Source organism: Actinoplanes octamycinicus (assembly GCF_014205225.1).
Taxonomy (GTDB): Bacteria; Actinomycetota; Actinomycetes; order Mycobacteriales; family Micromonosporaceae; genus Actinoplanes; species Actinoplanes octamycinicus.
In genome coordinates, this window is the sequence record NZ_JACHNB010000001.1 from 7,124,863 (window position 1) to 7,138,941 (window position 14,079).

16 protein-coding genes are annotated in these 14,079 nt (G+C 71.5%); 9 read left to right on the forward strand and 7 right to left on the reverse strand.

Going from position 1 to position 14,079, the window contains the following annotated elements; all coding sequences use genetic code 11:
* Positions 1 to 77 precede the first annotated feature (77 nt).
* From BJY16_RS31935 to BJY16_RS31950, 4 genes are all read right to left on the reverse strand, one after another.
* Entirely contained in the window at positions 78 to 1,412 is a 1,335-nt protein-coding gene (locus BJY16_RS31935) for a GH1 family beta-glucosidase (RefSeq protein ID WP_185046768.1), read from the reverse strand.
* A 23-nt stretch (positions 1,413 to 1,435) separates the two neighbouring features.
* Positions 1,436 to 2,335 carry a carbohydrate ABC transporter permease gene (locus BJY16_RS31940; RefSeq protein WP_185043248.1) on the reverse strand — a complete coding sequence of 300 codons (900 nt, stop codon included), beginning with the start codon at positions 2,333 to 2,335 and terminating at the stop codon, positions 1,436 to 1,438.
* Positions 2,336 to 2,340: 5 nt separating this feature from the next.
* Positions 2,341 to 3,258 carry a carbohydrate ABC transporter permease gene (locus tag BJY16_RS31945; RefSeq protein WP_185043249.1) on the reverse strand — a complete coding sequence of 306 codons (918 nt, stop codon included), beginning with the start codon at positions 3,256 to 3,258 and terminating at the stop codon, positions 2,341 to 2,343.
* 64 nt (positions 3,259 to 3,322) lie between these two features.
* Complete coding sequence (locus tag BJY16_RS31950; protein WP_185043250.1) at positions 3,323 to 4,588, reverse strand: ABC transporter substrate-binding protein; 1,266 nt, start codon at positions 4,586 to 4,588, stop codon at positions 3,323 to 3,325.
* A gap of 275 nt (positions 4,589 to 4,863) precedes the next feature.
* Between BJY16_RS31950 and BJY16_RS31955 the strand changes: the two genes are divergently transcribed.
* From BJY16_RS31955 to BJY16_RS31980, 6 genes are all read left to right on the forward strand, one after another.
* Positions 4,864 to 5,877, forward strand: coding sequence for a LacI family DNA-binding transcriptional regulator (locus BJY16_RS31955; RefSeq protein WP_185043251.1), 1,014 nt, complete (start codon positions 4,864 to 4,866; stop codon positions 5,875 to 5,877).
* A 29-nt stretch (positions 5,878 to 5,906) separates the two neighbouring features.
* Positions 5,907 to 7,283, forward strand: a complete 1,377-nt coding sequence (locus tag BJY16_RS31960) for a S28 family serine protease (RefSeq protein WP_185043252.1) — start codon at positions 5,907 to 5,909, stop codon at positions 7,281 to 7,283.
* Between the two features lie 134 nt (positions 7,284 to 7,417).
* Positions 7,418 to 8,299 carry a metallophosphoesterase family protein gene (locus BJY16_RS31965; RefSeq protein ID WP_185043253.1) on the forward strand — a complete coding sequence of 294 codons (882 nt, stop codon included), beginning with the start codon at positions 7,418 to 7,420 and terminating at the stop codon, positions 8,297 to 8,299.
* A gap of 24 nt (positions 8,300 to 8,323) precedes the next feature.
* Positions 8,324 to 9,043, forward strand: a complete 720-nt coding sequence (locus BJY16_RS46665; RefSeq protein WP_203759001.1) for a hypothetical protein — start codon at positions 8,324 to 8,326, stop codon at positions 9,041 to 9,043.
* 17 nt (positions 9,044 to 9,060) lie between these two features.
* The gene (locus BJY16_RS31975; RefSeq protein ID WP_185043254.1) at positions 9,061 to 9,477 is read left to right on the forward strand and encodes a VOC family protein; all 417 of its coding nucleotides are present in this window, start codon (positions 9,061 to 9,063) and stop codon (positions 9,475 to 9,477) included.
* Positions 9,478 to 9,499: 22 nt separating this feature from the next.
* Complete coding sequence (locus BJY16_RS31980; RefSeq protein ID WP_185043255.1) at positions 9,500 to 9,919, forward strand: SRPBCC family protein; 420 nt, start codon at positions 9,500 to 9,502, stop codon at positions 9,917 to 9,919.
* A 23-nt stretch (positions 9,920 to 9,942) separates the two neighbouring features.
* On the opposite strand, the gene BJY16_RS31985 is transcribed toward BJY16_RS31980, so the two are convergent.
* Positions 9,943 to 10,980 (reverse strand): DUF6461 domain-containing protein, encoded by a 1,038-nt coding sequence (locus BJY16_RS31985; protein WP_185043256.1) that lies wholly within the window; start codon positions 10,978 to 10,980, stop codon positions 9,943 to 9,945.
* A gap of 284 nt (positions 10,981 to 11,264) precedes the next feature.
* Here BJY16_RS31985 and BJY16_RS48675 point away from each other — a divergent pair, with 284 nt between their 5' ends.
* Positions 11,265 to 12,110 (forward strand): phosphotransferase, encoded by an 846-nt coding sequence (locus BJY16_RS48675; RefSeq protein WP_185043257.1) that lies wholly within the window; start codon positions 11,265 to 11,267, stop codon positions 12,108 to 12,110.
* On the opposite strand, the gene BJY16_RS31995 is transcribed toward BJY16_RS48675, so the two are convergent.
* Positions 12,034 to 12,642, reverse strand: a complete 609-nt coding sequence (locus BJY16_RS31995) for a TetR/AcrR family transcriptional regulator (RefSeq protein WP_185043258.1) — start codon at positions 12,640 to 12,642, stop codon at positions 12,034 to 12,036. The two genes, BJY16_RS48675 and BJY16_RS31995, sit on opposite strands and share 77 nt — an antisense overlap.
* Positions 12,643 to 12,707: 65 nt before the next feature.
* Here BJY16_RS31995 and BJY16_RS32000 point away from each other — a divergent pair, with 65 nt between their 5' ends.
* Complete coding sequence (locus BJY16_RS32000) at positions 12,708 to 13,187, forward strand: DUF1453 domain-containing protein (RefSeq protein ID WP_185043259.1); 480 nt, start codon at positions 12,708 to 12,710, stop codon at positions 13,185 to 13,187.
* On the opposite strand, the gene BJY16_RS32005 is transcribed toward BJY16_RS32000, so the two are convergent.
* Complete coding sequence (locus tag BJY16_RS32005) at positions 13,159 to 13,758, reverse strand: suppressor of fused domain protein (protein WP_203759000.1); 600 nt, start codon at positions 13,756 to 13,758, stop codon at positions 13,159 to 13,161. The two genes, BJY16_RS32000 and BJY16_RS32005, sit on opposite strands and share 29 nt — an antisense overlap.
* Positions 13,759 to 13,882: 124 nt before the next feature.
* On the opposite strand from BJY16_RS32005, the gene BJY16_RS32010 reads away from it, so the two are divergent.
* Positions 13,883 to 14,041 (forward strand): hypothetical protein, encoded by a 159-nt coding sequence (locus tag BJY16_RS32010; protein ID WP_185043260.1) that lies wholly within the window; start codon positions 13,883 to 13,885, stop codon positions 14,039 to 14,041.
* Positions 14,042 to 14,079: the final 38 nt, after the last annotated feature.

Genomic DNA, 14,079 nt, shown 5'->3' on the forward strand with positions numbered 1-14,079 from the left:
TCCCCGGAGTCGATCTGTTGCACCACGGTGACCGGCGTCTCACCGAAGAGGGGCGGGCACCGGGCCCGCCCCTGTCATCAGATTCGGCTGGCGAGCCGCTCGCGCAGCCAGTGGTAGCTGGCCCGTGGCGTCCGCGTCCCGGTCGGGTAGTCCACGTGGACCAGCCCGAAGCGCGGGCCGTAGCCTCGCGCCCACTCGAAGTTGTCCAGCAGGGACCAGTAGAAATAGCCCCGCAGGTCGACCCCGGAGTCGGCGGCGGCGGCCAGGTGCTCGGCGATGAACCGGATCCGTTCCGGGTCGGCGCCGGTGTCCTCGCGCAGCTCGGCGATCCCGTTCTCGGTCACGTAGATCGGCGGCAGGCCCGGGTACCGCTTGGCCAGCCCGGTCAGCGTCTCGTAGAGGCCGTGCGGCTCGATCGGCCAGCCGAGATCGGTGACCGGCACGCCGTCCCGCGACGCCGAGCGCACCCCGATGTCGAACGCACTGCGCAGCGCCGGGTCGTCCTGCTCGCGCGGGGCGTCGGCGGCGTGCACCCGGTAGTAGTAGTTGACGCCGAGGAAGTCCAGCGGCGCTCCGATCAGGTCCAGGTCGCCGTCGCGGCGGAAGGACAGGTCGCTCACCCCGGCGTAGAGCTCCTCGAAGCCGTCCGGGTAGGTGTGGCCGAGCACCGGGTCGGTGAACTGCCGGTTGAGCATCAGGTCCATCCGGTGCGCCGCCGCCCGGTCGGCTTCGCTGTCGCTGGCCGGCAACGCCGGGGACAGGTTCAGCGTGATCCCGATCCGGGCGTCGGGCCGGGCGGCCCGCAGCGCGGCGACGGTCTTGCCGTGCCCGACCAGCAGGTGGTGGGCGGCCGCCAGGGCCCCGTGTCCCTCGGTCGCGCCGGGCGCGTGCCGGCCCTCGGCGTAGCCGACCATCGACGAGACGTACGGCTCGTTCAGCGTGATCCAGTCCTGGACGCGGTCACCGAGCCGGTCGGCGACCACGGCCGCGTAGTCGGCGAAGTGCTCCGCCGTGTCCCGGACCCGCCAGCCGCCCGCGTCCTCCAGGGCCTGCGGCAGGTCCCAGTGATAGAGCGTGACGAACGGGCGGATGCCGCGCTGGCACAGCGCGTCGACGAGCCGGTCGTAGTAGTCCAGGCCGGCCCGGTTGACCGCGCCGTGCCCGGCCGGGAGGACCCGCGGCCAGGCCACCGAGAACCGGTAGGCGTCCACGCCGAGCTGGTCCAGCAGGTCCACGTCGTCGCGCCAGCGGTGGTAGCTGTCGCAGGCCACCGCCCCGGACGAGCCGTCGGCGACCGCGCCGGGCCGGCGGGTGAAGGTGTCCCAGATCGACGGGCCGCGGCCGTCCTCGGCCACCGCGCCCTCGATCTGGTAGGCCGCGGTGGCGGCCCCCCAGACGAAGCCGGCCGGCATCTCCGGGATGTCGTATGACGTGGTCACCCTTTGATCGCTCCTTGCATGATGCCGCCGACGATCTGCCGGCCGAGGACCATGAAGATCACCAGGATCGGGAGCGTGGCCAGCAGCGTGCCGGTCAGGGTCAGCGTGTAGTCGGTGGTGTAGCCGCTGGCCAGCGACGACAGGGCGACCTGGACGGTGGCGTTGTTCTGCAGGACGACCAGCGGCCAGAAGAAGTCGTTCCACGCCTGCATGAAGGTGAACAGGCCGAGCACCGCCGCGGCCGGCCGGGCGGCCGGCAGCACCACGTGCCAGTAGAGGCCGAACGTGGTGCAGCCGTCCATCCGGCCGGCCTCCAGCAGCTCGTCGGGGACGGCCCGGCCGAGATACTGGGTCATGAAGAAGACGCCGAAGGCGGTGACCAGGCCGGGCACGATCACCGCGGCGAGCCGGTCGGTCCAGCCGAGCTTGGTCATCAGCATGTAGAGCGGGATGATGCCGAGCTGCTGCGGCACCATCGAGGTGGCGATGGCCAGCACCAGCAGCACCTTGCGGCCGCGGAACCGCAGCTTGGCGAAGGCGAACCCGGCGAGGGTGGAGAAGAACACCACCGAGATGGTGATCGAGCCGCTGACGATGAAGGAGTTCAGCAGCGCCTTGCCGAAGTCGGTGCTGTCGAAGACCCGGGCGATGTTGTCGAACAGGTGGCCGCCCGGGATCAGCACCGGCGGGGTCTTCGCGACCGCTTCGCTGGTCTGCGACGAGACGACGAACGACCAGTAGAGCGGGAAGACCGAGCCGGCCACGATGGCCAGCAGGGCGGCGTACGTCCAGACCGAGCCGCGGCGCGGGAAGCCGAAGCTGCGCCGGGCGGACCGGCCCTTCGACGGGGCCGGCGGCTCGGTGCTGGTCGCCGGCGGGTTGGCGAGAACAGTCACGGCGGCTACTCCTCGTCCTTGGCGATGCGCCGGGTGAGCAGGAAGTTGGCGATCGCGAAGACGGCGATGATCAGGCAGAGGGTCCAGGCGATCGCCGAGGCGTAGCCGAACCGGAACTCCCGGAAGCCCTGCTCGTACATGAACAGCGCGATGGTCTGGAACTGCCGGTCGGAGCCGCCGGTCGGGGTGGACGTGCCGGCGAACAGCAGCGGCTCGGCCATGATCTGCAGGCCGCCGATGGTCGAGATGACGGTGGTGAAGATGATCGTCGGCCGCAGCTGCGGGACGGTGATCTTCCAGAACTGCTGGGTGGTGGACGCGCCGTCGAGCTCGGCGGCCTCGTACAGGTCGTGCGGGATGGCCTGCATCGAGGCCAGGTAGATCAGCGCGTTGTACCCGGTCCAGCGCCACATGACGATGGTCGAGATGGCCAGGTGCGAGCTCCAGGTGTCCGCCTGCCAGTCGATCGGTCCGACGCCGACCAGGCCGAGCAGCCAGTTGATCATGCCGAAGTCGCGGCCGAACAGCTGGGTGAAGACGATGGTCACGGCCACGATCGAGGTGATGTTCGGCAGCAGCACGCCCATCCGCAGGCTGGTGCGGGCGCGCAGCTTGTGGTTCAGCAGGTGGGCGATCCAGAGCGCGGCGAGCAGCTGCGGCACGGTGGACAGCACCCAGATGCTCAGCGTGTTGCCGAGCGAGTTCCAGAAGTACGAGTCGTGCAGCATCTCCCGGTAGTTCGCCAGGCCCACCCACTCGTGCGCGCCGCCGTCCAGCAGGTTCCAGTCGTTGAACGACACGTACCCGGTGTAGATCAGCGGGAACAGCCCGAAGATGCCGAAGAGCAGGAAGAACGGGAGAACGTAGAGGTAGGGCGAGCCTTTCGCGTCGAGCCGGTTCAGGGTGGCTTTGATGGCGGCCATCGTCGATCCTTCGTCGCCGGAGCCGGCCGGCGGTCGGGTGACCGCCGGCCGGACGGGGGTGGGCTTACTTGGCGAGGCGCTCGACGTCGCTGACCGTCTGCGTCCAGGACTGGTCGGAGGACTGCTTGCCCTGCTCGACGCGGACCAGGCCGTCGCGGATGGTGGTCTGGATGTCACCGGCCCGCGGGCCCTGGTACTGCGGCTTCAGCTCCTTGGCGGCGGTGGTGAAGATCTTGCCGACCGGGGCGTTGTTGAAGAACGGGTCCTTGAGCGCGCCGACCTCGGGCTTGTCGTAGAGCGACGGGATCGACGGCAGCAGGCCCTGCGTGGTGAACACCTTGGACTGCTGCTCCGGCGCGGTCAGCCAGGCGGCCAGGGCCTTGGCCTCGGCGACGTGCTTGCCCTGCTTCGGCACGGTCAGGTACGAGCCGCCCCAGTTGCCGCCGCCGCCGGGCACCGCCGCGACGTCCCACTTGCCGGCGAACGCCTTGGACTGGTCCTTGATCTTGGCCATCATCCAGGCCGGGCAGGCGATGGTGGCGAACTGGCCCTTGGCGAAGCCGTTGTTCCACTCCGGCGAGCTCTCGATCAGCTTGGCCGAGAGGTTCGCCTGGATCGCCTTGACCACCAGGTCCCACGCCTTGCGGACCTCGGGGTTGCTGCTCACCACGATCGAGTTGTCGGTGTTGTAGAAGCCGACCGGGGCCTGGCCGATGACGGCGTTGTAGAGCGCGCCACCGCCGTCGAAGAACGCGGTGCCCTTCGGGGCCTTCTTGGTGAACTGCTGGCCGAGCTCGATGTACTTGTCCCAGCCGGACGCCCAGGCCGCGGAGACCTGGTCGCGGTCGGCGGGCAGGCCGGCCTGCTGGAACAGGTCGCGGCGGTAGCAGATGGCCAGGCCGCCGACGTCGGTGCCGTACCCGATCTGCTTGCCGTCCTTGGTCAGCGACGCCTGCCACTTCCACGGCAGGTACTCGGCGGCCCGGTCGGTGCCCAGGTCGGTGAACTGGTTGCCGACCTCGCGCATCTGGGCGATGAAGCCGGTGTCGACCGCCTCGATGTCCGCGGCGCCGGCGTTGGTGGCCAGGTGGGTGGCCAGGTCGCGGTGGTGCGCGTTGTAGTCGGCGGTCCGCTCCTGGATCTTGATGTTCGGGTGGGCCTGCTCGTACTGCTTGTAGAGCTCCTCGTAGCCGAAGTTGCCGAACAGGCTGACGGACAGGGTGACCTTGTCGCTGCCGCTGTCGCCACCGTCGCCGGAGCCGCAGGCGGTCATCGCCACCGCGGCGGTCATCGCCGCCGCGATCACGCGCACCGATCGGTTCACACGCATGGAAAAATCCCCCATTCGCTCGATGTAACCGGTTTCATGAAACCGGTTACACGATGCAGAGCATGAAAATTGCAGAGTGAAGCGCATTGCTGGAACGGCCCGTCTGGGTACGCGGCCGAGAGATCCGACGGGGCGGGGTGCGCCCTCGAGCCAAGAGTTTGCCCGCATCGATGCCCTCGATGTCAAGTCACGAGAAGGTAACGAGATCATCCGGTGTTGACCCCGGCGACACACCGCTGTTACGGTGATGAAACCGGTTACATAGGGGCGACGACTTGTCCAGCATCAGGGAAGTAGCACGTCGGTGCGGCGTTTCGGTCGCCACCGTGTCCCGCGTCTTCAACACCCCGGAGGTGGTCAGCCAGCAGACCCGCCAACTCGTGCTCGGCGTCGCCGCCGAGATCGGTTACCTGCCGAACGAGTCGGCCCGCACCCTGGCCACCAAGAAGTCCAACATGGTCGGCCTGGTCTGGGACACCGACCACCGCCGGCCCGGCTGGCGGCACCCGTTCCTGCAGGACATCCTGGTCGCGCTGAAGAGCGCGCTGAGCGCCCACGGGCTGCACCTGCTGATGCTCGCGCCGGACCAGAGCCCGGGGCTGGACAGCGAGCACCGGTTCCTGCGCGCGGTGCAGCGGCACAACGTGGACGGCGTGGTCATCATCGACAACGGCAGCCGGGACCCGGCGGTGCTGGCCCTGGCCGACGCCGAGGTGCCGTGCGTCGCGCTCGACCTGCGCTACACCGGACCGACCTGCACCTACATCACCTCGGACAACACCGGCGGCGGCCGGCTGGCCGCCCAGCACCTGATCGAACGCGGACATCGCCGGATCGCGACGATCACCGGCCCACTGCCCGCCTACCCCGCCGTGCAGCGGCTCGACGGCTTCCGGGCCGCGCTCGCCGAGGCCGGCGTGCCGCTCCCCGACGACGCCGTCGTGTCCGGCGACTGGTACCTGGACAGCGGTCACGCCGCGATGAAACAGCTGCTGGAGCGGGATCCCCGGCCGACCGCGGTGTTCGCCGCGGGCGACGAGATGGCGGTCGGCGCGCTGCGCGCCGTGCACCAGGCCGGACTGCGGGTGCCGGACGACATCGCGATCGTCGGGTTCGACGACATCGAGGTGGCCGCTCTGATCCCTCCCGGACTCACCACCGTCGCCCAGGACAAGACCGGGATCGGCACCTCGGCCGCCGAGGCGCTGCTGGCCATGCTCCCGGGCACCGCCGCCGCGCCGGAGCCGACCGCCCTGCCCACCAAACTCATCGTGCGGGGGTCCACCTGAGATAGCCGCGCGTCGATAGGGTGACCAGCGTGAGATCACGCATCATTGCCATCCTCGCCTCGCTACTGGTGGTCCTATCCCCGGCCGCCGTCGCCCGCGCCGCCGACGACCCGCTGCTGGACCAGCTGGCGGCCGTCCCCGGCCTCACCGTCGTCTCCGAGACCCAGGGCGCCGGCTACCGGTTCTTCGTCCTGACCTACCGCCAGCCGGCCGACCACCGGCACCCGTCCCGGGGTACCTTCGAGCAGCGGCTGACCCTGCTGCACCGCTCGGAGAGCTCCCCCACCGTGCTCTACACCAACGGCTACGGGCTGGCCGCCAACCCGCGGCCGACCCAGACCGAGCCGACCGCGCTGCTGGGCGCCAACCAGGTGTCGCTCGAGCACCGGTTCTTCACCCCGTCGCGGCCCACGCCGGCCGACTGGTCGGACCTGACCATCTGGCAGGAGGCGTCCGACGAGCACCGGCTGGTCACCGCGCTGAAGAGCGTCTACTCCGCGCGCTGGATCCAGACCGGCGCCAGCAAGGGCGGGATGACCTCGGTCTACCACCGGCGGTTCTACCCGGGCGACGTCGACGGCGTGGTCGCCTACGTGGCCCCGGACGACGTGATCAACCCGGCCGACACCGCCTACGACCGGTTCTTCGACACGGTCGGCACCGCCGAGTGCCGGGCCACCCTGGACGGCGTCCAGCAGGAGACGCTGCGCCGCCGCGACCGGCTGGTCCCCCGCCTGGAGGCGGAGGCCGCCGCGCAGGGCTGGACGTTCAGCGGGTCGATCGGCACCGCCGACCGGTCGTTCGAGATGACCGTGCTCGACTCGGTGTGGGCGTTCTGGCAGTACAGCACCGCCGCCGACTGCGCGTCCGTGCCGGCCACGTCGGCCACCGACGACGAGCTCTACACCTGGATCGACACGGTGGCCGGCTGGAGCTTCTACACCGACCAGGGTCTGGAGCCCTACTGGCCGTACTACTACCAGGCGGCCGGGCAGCTGGGCTGGCCGAGCCTGCGCTTCGAGCACCTGCGCGGCCTGCGCCACTACCCGGGCATCTACACCGCGAACTCGTCGCTCCCGCCGGAGCTGCGGCGCAAGCACAACCCGGTGCCGATGATCGACGTCGACCTGTGGGTGCGGACCGCCTCGGAGCGGATGCTGTTCATCTACGGCCAGAACGACCCGTGGGGCGCCGAACGGTTCACCCCGAGCAAGCGGGACTCGGCGCTGTACGTCGCGCCGGGCGCCAACCACGGCGCGAAGATCGCCGGGCTGACCCCGGAGGACGCCGCCGCGGCCACCGCCATGCTGCGCCGCTGGGCCGGGGCGACCGCCACGCTCGCCGCCCCGCAGGCCGTCGACCTGCCCCTGGACGACATGATCGGCGACCGCCGCCGCCTGCCCTGATCCCCTGATCACCCACGCGCCCGCCGGCACCAGCCGGCGGGCGCCCTGAGCTTCCTGCCTGGCTGCGCACACCACGCCCGGGAGCAGGCCCGGCCCGGGCCCCCAACGGCGATCCCGTCGGATAGCGTCGCCGGATGCGCATCCTGCATCTGTCGGACACCCACGTCAGCCGCGAGCCCGGACCGGACAGTGAGGGGGTGGACACCCGCGACTCACTGCGCCGGATCCTGGCCGACTGCGCCGAGTTGCCCGGACTCGACGCGCTCGTGGTCACCGGGGACATCGCCGACGACGGATCGCCGGAGGCTTACCGAGACGTACGGGACATGGTCCTGAAGTTCGTCGCGGACCGGGGCATCCCAGCGATCCTGACCACCGGGAATCACGACGAACGGGCGGCCTTCACGGCGGCGCTCGGCACCGGGCACCTCGACGCCGGCGGCGCGGACCGGCCGGAGCGGCGGCTGGACGGCGACGAGCGGGCCGCGGTGACCACGGTCGACGGTCATCGGATCGTCACGCTCGACTCGCTCGTGCCGGGCAAGGGCTACGGGCTGATCAGCGCGGCGCAGCTGGCCTGGCTGCGCGGGGTGCTGGCCGAACCGGCGCCGCACGGGACGATCCTGGCCTTCCACCACCCGCCGGTCGCGGTGCCGGGCGTCGCCGTGCAGGCCGCGCTCGGGCTGCGCAACGGCGACGAGCTGGCCGTGGCGATCGCCGGCAGCGACGTGCGGCTGATCCTGTGCGGACACTTCCACCTGCAGCTGTTCGGAATGCTCGCGGGCGTGCCGGTCTGGGTGACGCCGGGCGTGGTGACCCGGATCGACCTGACCGCCACGCCCGGGACCGAACGGGCGGTCAAGGGGGCGTCCGCGACGCTGGTCGACCTCGGCGGGCCGCACTCGCCGGTGTTCCACACGTTGCACGCCCGGGACCCGCTGGCCGGCGAGACCGCCTACGAGATCGACGAGCGGGAGCTGGCGGCGGTGATCGCCGAGCTGGGGCCGCCGGCTTGAGGGCTCCTGACAGGATGCTTCCCCGTGACCGATGACGACGTGTTCGCCGCTGTCCGCCGCCTCGCCGACGCGGGCCTCTACCTGGACCGGATCCGCGGCCTGGACGGCGTCGACCTGGACGGCGACGAGCACGACCTGGAGGAATGGCCGGAGGGCGTGTTCCGCCGGATCTACCGGCGGGGCACCCCGCGCTACGAGACCGCCCTGGCCAACGGCTGGCTCGCGGTGCTGCCGCCGCTGCGACCGGCCCCGCCGGAACTGGTCGAGGAGCTGGAGGAGAAGGCGCGCCGCCGGTTCCCGCCGCTGCTGCGCCGGCTCTACCTGGAGATCGGCAACGGCGGCTTCGGCCCCGGCAACGGGCTGATCTCGCTCACCTCGCGGCAGACCGCGGTGCGCCGGGACAGATCCAGTTTCGGTACGGACCGTCCCCGCATCGCCCGCGTCCTCTGCTACTGGCCGGCCGGCGGCACCACCGAGCTCGACCTGCTCGACGGGCAGATCTGGGGAACCACGGCGTACCGGACACCGACCGGCGTCCCGCAGTCCTTCCGGCAGGGGCTCACCCTCGCCGCGTGGCTGTCCCGCTGGCTCGACTGCCGCCTGCTCCCACCGCTGCTGGTCCAGGACGGTTCCCGATGGCGCCCGGGCACCGAGGCCGAGGAGCGCGAGGCCTGGCAGGAGCGCGAGCGGCAACGTGCGGAGGACTACTACCACCCACCCGTGTACGACGAGGAATCCACCTGACGGCATGATCGAGGGTCATGAGGACTCAGGTGACCTTCGACTGCGCCGACCCGCACGCGCAGGCGGCGTTCTGGGCGCAGGTGTTCGGCACCACCGTGGAGGACCACTCGGCGCTCGTCGACAAGCTGGTCGCGGACGGCCGGATGGCGCCGGACGACCGGCTGGTCTGGGACGGCCGCTCCGCCTTCCGCGACGTGGCCGCGTGCAGCGACCCGGCCGGCGTCGAGCCGCGGCTGTTCTTCCAGCGCGTCCCGGAGGGCAAGACCGCCAAGAACCGCGTCCACCTGGACGTCCACGTCGACCCGGACCGCAAGGTTGCCGAGGTGGAACGCCTGATCGGCCTGGGTGCCGAGCTGATCGGGACGCACAGTGACCGGGGCCCGGCCACCTTCGTCCTGCGCGACCCGGAGGGCAACGAGTTCTGCCTGCACTGACGGTTGGGTAGCATGCCCTGCCATGATCAAGTTTCCGGCGGTCACGGCAGGGTCGCGGGTCGCTCCCGAACATTTCCACGCCCGCTGGTGTGACGTGACGACGCATCCGGAGTGGGCGCCGGGCATGGAGTACATCCGGCTCGACGGGCCGGTGCGCCCCGGCACCCGCGGGGTGATGAAGACCCGGGCCGGGCGGGAGACCCCGATGCTGGTCAGCGACGTCGTCCCCGGGGTGGCCTTCCAGGACACCATCACGCTCGACGGGGGCACGCTGACCGTCCGCCACGAGTCGCACCCGGACGGCACCGGCAGCCGCCTCGAACTGCACGCCTGGATCGAGGGCCCGCAGGCGGAGCGGCTGGCGGCGGAGATGGCCGGCCTCGACGAGGTCCTCGCCGCCGACCTGGCCAACCTGATCGCCCTGGTGGAACGCGACCACTGACCCGCTCGCCGCACCGAGCGCCATCAGGCTGTCCGCGCGTCCGCCACCGCGCGGGACACACACCGGCACAGGATTCTGGCCTGCAGCTGCCGATCCGCGTCCCGGAACGGGTAGCCGCCGATGTCGACGCGGTCGAGCGGGTGGCGGCCCGGAAACGCCACGTTGACGAAGGCGTCGACGGCGTGCCCCTGCCGGAAGAGGTCCGCCCTGTCCCAGCCGGTCGTCGCCCGGCTCCGCTCGAAGTAACGGTCTCGGAGTGCGGTCAGGACGGCGCGCAGTTCGGGACGCGGCGGCTGGCCGATCGCCAGAGCCGCCATCACCTCCCCGACCGGTGGCTCACCGGCGAGGCCGGCGTCCTGCACGATCAGCCGAGCCAGGAACTCAGCGATGGCCGGCATCTTGTCGAGGGTCGGCGCGGCGATGACCTGCTGGAGGAACGGGTCCTGGACCGCAGTGCGGCCGTCGGCGCCTTCCGGCACGAGGTCTTGGGGTATCTCCTCGAGGATGACGCCCGGCAGGTCCCAGCTCGGGAGGTCGGCCGGGAGACGTAGGCCGGTGATGCGCTCGGCCACGGCCAGGCCGGCCGCCCGCCAGTCGACATCGAACGACAAGCCCGCGAGCAGGGCGTCCAGCTCGGCGGCAGCGGGGCCGGATCGGTCCGCGGCGCTCATCAGGTCGAAGCGAAATCGGGTACGGCCGCCGACCGCATAGGTCAGGGCGTTGTTCGCGTTGACGTTCCAGTAGACGCTCACCGCCTCGCCGCCGGCGGCCGCCCCTCGGAGGACCTCGGGCCGGGTGCCCTGGTAGCCGTTCAGCTCTAAGGCGATCTGCCAGCGGCCGATCTCGGCGACCAGCATCGCCGGGGGGACCTCGGAGTAGTGGTGGTGACTCAGCAGATCGCCGAGTTCGCGGCGCGACATGGTCGCATCCGGGTCACCGCCGAACGCGCGGATCAGCGCTGCGCTGTCAAGACCGGTGGCATAGGTGACGCAGAGCGCTTCCCGCAGGTACGAGACGTCGTCGAGCATCCGCCGGTAATACTCCACCGCGTCCTGATCCACCGGCCCACGGTATGCCGGAACCACCGGCGACGATGCGGGTTCGCCAACCGGCTGCGGGCGTGAGAGCCGGGCCTGCGGCAGCAGCGCGCTCGGAAGGTCGGCGGCGTGCGACGCGTGTCGGATCATGGACGGTTTGCCGGGGCGTTCGGCGGCCGGCGGAGGGGACGGCCGGCGGTTGGGGCTGGGTGGGACGGTGCTTACCGCGTACGCGAAAGGGGGTTGGGGTGGTGGGGTCGCGCGGAAAATCGGTGTCGCGCGGGGGCGGGCGCGCGTAGGAAGAGCCGGTGAGCGAAGACGTGCTACCGGGTGGGAAGACGGTCGGGGCGGTGCGGATCGGGGACGTCGTGCACAAGCGGGCGTCGCCGTGGACGCCGACCGTGCACGCGCTGCTGCGGCATCTGGCGGAGGCCGGGTTCGACGGGGCGCCGCGTGCGCTCGGCTTCGACGAGCAGGGGCGCGAGCGGCTCAGCTACCTGCCCGGCGAGATGATCGGCGAGCGGGTGCCGTGGCCGGCGTGGGCCTTCGCGGACGGGACGCTGGTGCAGGTCGGACAGTGGATGCGGCGGCTGCACGACCTGACCGCGGAGTTCCGGCCGCCGGCCGGGGAGCGGTGGTTCGCCGGTGGCGAGATGCGGCCCGGGATGGTCATCGGGCATCAGGACGCGGCGCCCTACAACGCGGTGATGGACGGGGACCGGCTGGCCGGGTTCTTCGACTGGGACACGGCGGGACCGTCGCCGCGCGAGGTGGATCTGGCGTTCACGGCGCTGTCCTGGGTGCCGCTCTACACGCCGGCGGCGGCCCGGCACTTCGGTTTCGACCGGCCGGAGGACCGGTCGCGGCGGTTGCATCTGCTGCTCGACGCCTACGGTTACGACGGTGACCGGCACGCGTTCGGCGCGGTGATCGTGCAGCGGGCCCGGCGGCAGGCCGCGGTCATCCGGCAGATGGCCGAGGCGGGCGATCCGGCCGGCGTGGGGCTGCTGCCGGTCGCGGACAATCTGGAGCGCTCCGCGACCGACGTCGAGGCGCTGCCGGACGACTTCTGGCAGGTCAGGGCAGCGCGTCCAGATGGTGGCGCAGCACCTGCCGCAGCGGACCGGGAGCCGCCCCGATCCCCTGCAGGCTGAGCCCGTCCAGGAGGGCACAGAGCCGGGCCGCTTCGAGATCGACATTGAGGTCCGCGGCGAGACCGCCGTTGGTCCGGGCGGTTTCCACCAGCTTGCGTACGACCGCGGCCATCGACTCCCGCAGCGCCCGCGCCTGGGGCAGCAGCTCGGCCCTGGTCCGCGCCGCCATCGTGAAGGTGTGCCGGAGCACCGCCTCGCGCTGCCGCTGCTCGTCCAGCGGCAGCCACTCGGCGAGCAGTTCCTCGCTGAGCCGCCGCCGCTCGTCGCGGCTGCCGGCCGTGCCGAGCAGTGCCAGGATCCGCTCGGCGTGCGCCCAGACCCGCTCCCCGATCCGCCGGTCCAGCTCCTGCGCGGCGAAGATGATCAGCTCCTGGTGCCCGTCGAAGTAGTGCCGCACCGAGCCGATCGCCAGGCCGGCCTCGTCGGCCACGGTGCGCAGCGTCGCCGCCTCCAGTCCGCCGCGGGCGACCACGGCCAGCACGGCGTCCGCGATCGCCGCCCGGCGTTCCCGCTGATCCACCACTTTGGGCATGTGCCTTTTTAGCACGCTCATGCCATATTGTTTTAGCATCGTGGTGCTAAATACGAGGAGGCGTGATGAACGGGTGGGTGCTGGGCGGGATCATCGTGGTGGCGGTCGCCGCCGTGGTGCTCCGGCGGCTGATCGGCGAGCCGGTCAACCCGCGCGACCTGTGGGTGCCGCCGGTCGTGCTGACCGGCATCGGCCTGTGGATCCTGGTCCGCACCAGCGGCCTGCGTCCGGCCGACTACGCGTGGCTGGTCGCCGGGTGCGTGCTCGGGACCGCCCTGGGCTACTGGCGCGGCCGGGCTGTCGTGGTGTTCGAGAAGGGCGGGGCGTTGTGGCAGCGCTACGACGGCAGGACGTTCGCCGTGGTCATCGGGTCACTGCTGGTCATGGCCGGATTCGGCCTGGTCGCTGCCCGGCTGGGGATGCGGCCCGAGGCCCGGCCGGTGCAGCTCGGGATCGGGCTGAGCTTCCTGGGCGAGGCCCTCGCCGTGACCCGGCGCGGCCGCCGCGCCGGGCGGCTCACCGATCGATCGCCGGCTCCTCGATGACCGACGCCCGCAGCGGATCGGTGGGGCGGATGGCGGCGTCCTCCAGGCGCTGTTCCAGGTCCTCCAGGTCGTGGGTGTGCCGGTGACGTTTCTCCGCCTCGGTGATCGGCAGCAGCCACAGCACCCGGGCGTGGCCGGCCGGGAGGGCGCACTCCTCCAGCTCCGGCCCCCACGGGTAGGGCAGGCTGACCAGCAGGTGGTCGCACGCGGAGCCGGGCAGCCAGGGCCGGCCGATCGGCACGGTGTGGCCGTGGCCGAGCTCGTAGTCACCGCCGCCCGCGTGGTAGTAGGCGACCATGGTCAGCGTCTCGACGTGCACCTCGTCGTCGGCCGCCGGGGCGTGCAGCACGAACTCCAGGCCGTGCCCGTCCCGCTGGGTGGCGTCCCACAGTCCGGCGGTGGCGTAGAGGCGGCCGCCCTCCGGCGGGCGCAGGCTGAGGATGTGCAGGTCCGGCACGGTGGTCCAGATCGGTCCCGGGGCCGGCGCGAGGACGGTGACGTCGCTGCCGGGGAAGAGGTTGCCGAGGTGTTCCAGCAGGGCCCGCGCGGCCGGGGTCAGCTCGTGATCCACACCCGGCAGTGTGTCATGCCCGACTTGTGCCTCCTTTCCGTGCGGGACAGAACCCGGGCGGCCGCCTCCCGATCAACGCAAGCCGGGTATAGCGTTCCGCGACATCGAGAACGGGGGCACCGGCATGACATCCACCTTCCATCGCACGCTCAGCGCGCTCGTGGTGACCGGCGCGCTGGTCCTGACCAGTGGCGGCGTCGCGGCCGCCGCGCTGTCCGCCAAGCCGCTGCGCGCCGAGGTCGCGCCGACCGAGGTGCTGGCGAAACCGCTGCGGGCCGAGTGACCACGGTCGCCGCTCCACCGCGCGGTGGAGCGGCGACC

Excerpts from the sequence above, each read along its gene's own strand:
- BJY16_RS31935 (WP_185046768.1), bottom strand. The coding sequence starts at position 1,412 with ATGCCGGCCGGCTTCGTCTGGGGGGCCGCCACCGCGGCCTACCAGATC.
- BJY16_RS31945 (WP_185043249.1), bottom strand. The coding sequence starts at position 3,258 with ATGGCCGCCATCAAAGCCACCCTGAACCGGCTCGACGCGAAAGGCTCG.
- BJY16_RS31950 (WP_185043250.1), bottom strand. The coding sequence starts at position 4,588 with ATGCGTGTGAACCGATCGGTGCGCGTGATCGCGGCGGCGATGACCGCC.
- BJY16_RS31965 (WP_185043253.1), top strand. The coding sequence starts at position 7,418 with ATGCGCATCCTGCATCTGTCGGACACCCACGTCAGCCGCGAGCCCGGA.
- BJY16_RS31975 (WP_185043254.1), top strand. The coding sequence starts at position 9,061 with ATGAGGACTCAGGTGACCTTCGACTGCGCCGACCCGCACGCGCAGGCG.
- BJY16_RS31980 (WP_185043255.1), top strand. The coding sequence starts at position 9,500 with ATGATCAAGTTTCCGGCGGTCACGGCAGGGTCGCGGGTCGCTCCCGAA.
- BJY16_RS31995 (WP_185043258.1), bottom strand. The coding sequence starts at position 12,642 with ATGCCCAAAGTGGTGGATCAGCGGGAACGCCGGGCGGCGATCGCGGAC.
- BJY16_RS32000 (WP_185043259.1), top strand. The coding sequence starts at position 12,708 with ATGAACGGGTGGGTGCTGGGCGGGATCATCGTGGTGGCGGTCGCCGCC.
- BJY16_RS32010 (WP_185043260.1), top strand. The coding sequence starts at position 13,883 with ATGACATCCACCTTCCATCGCACGCTCAGCGCGCTCGTGGTGACCGGC.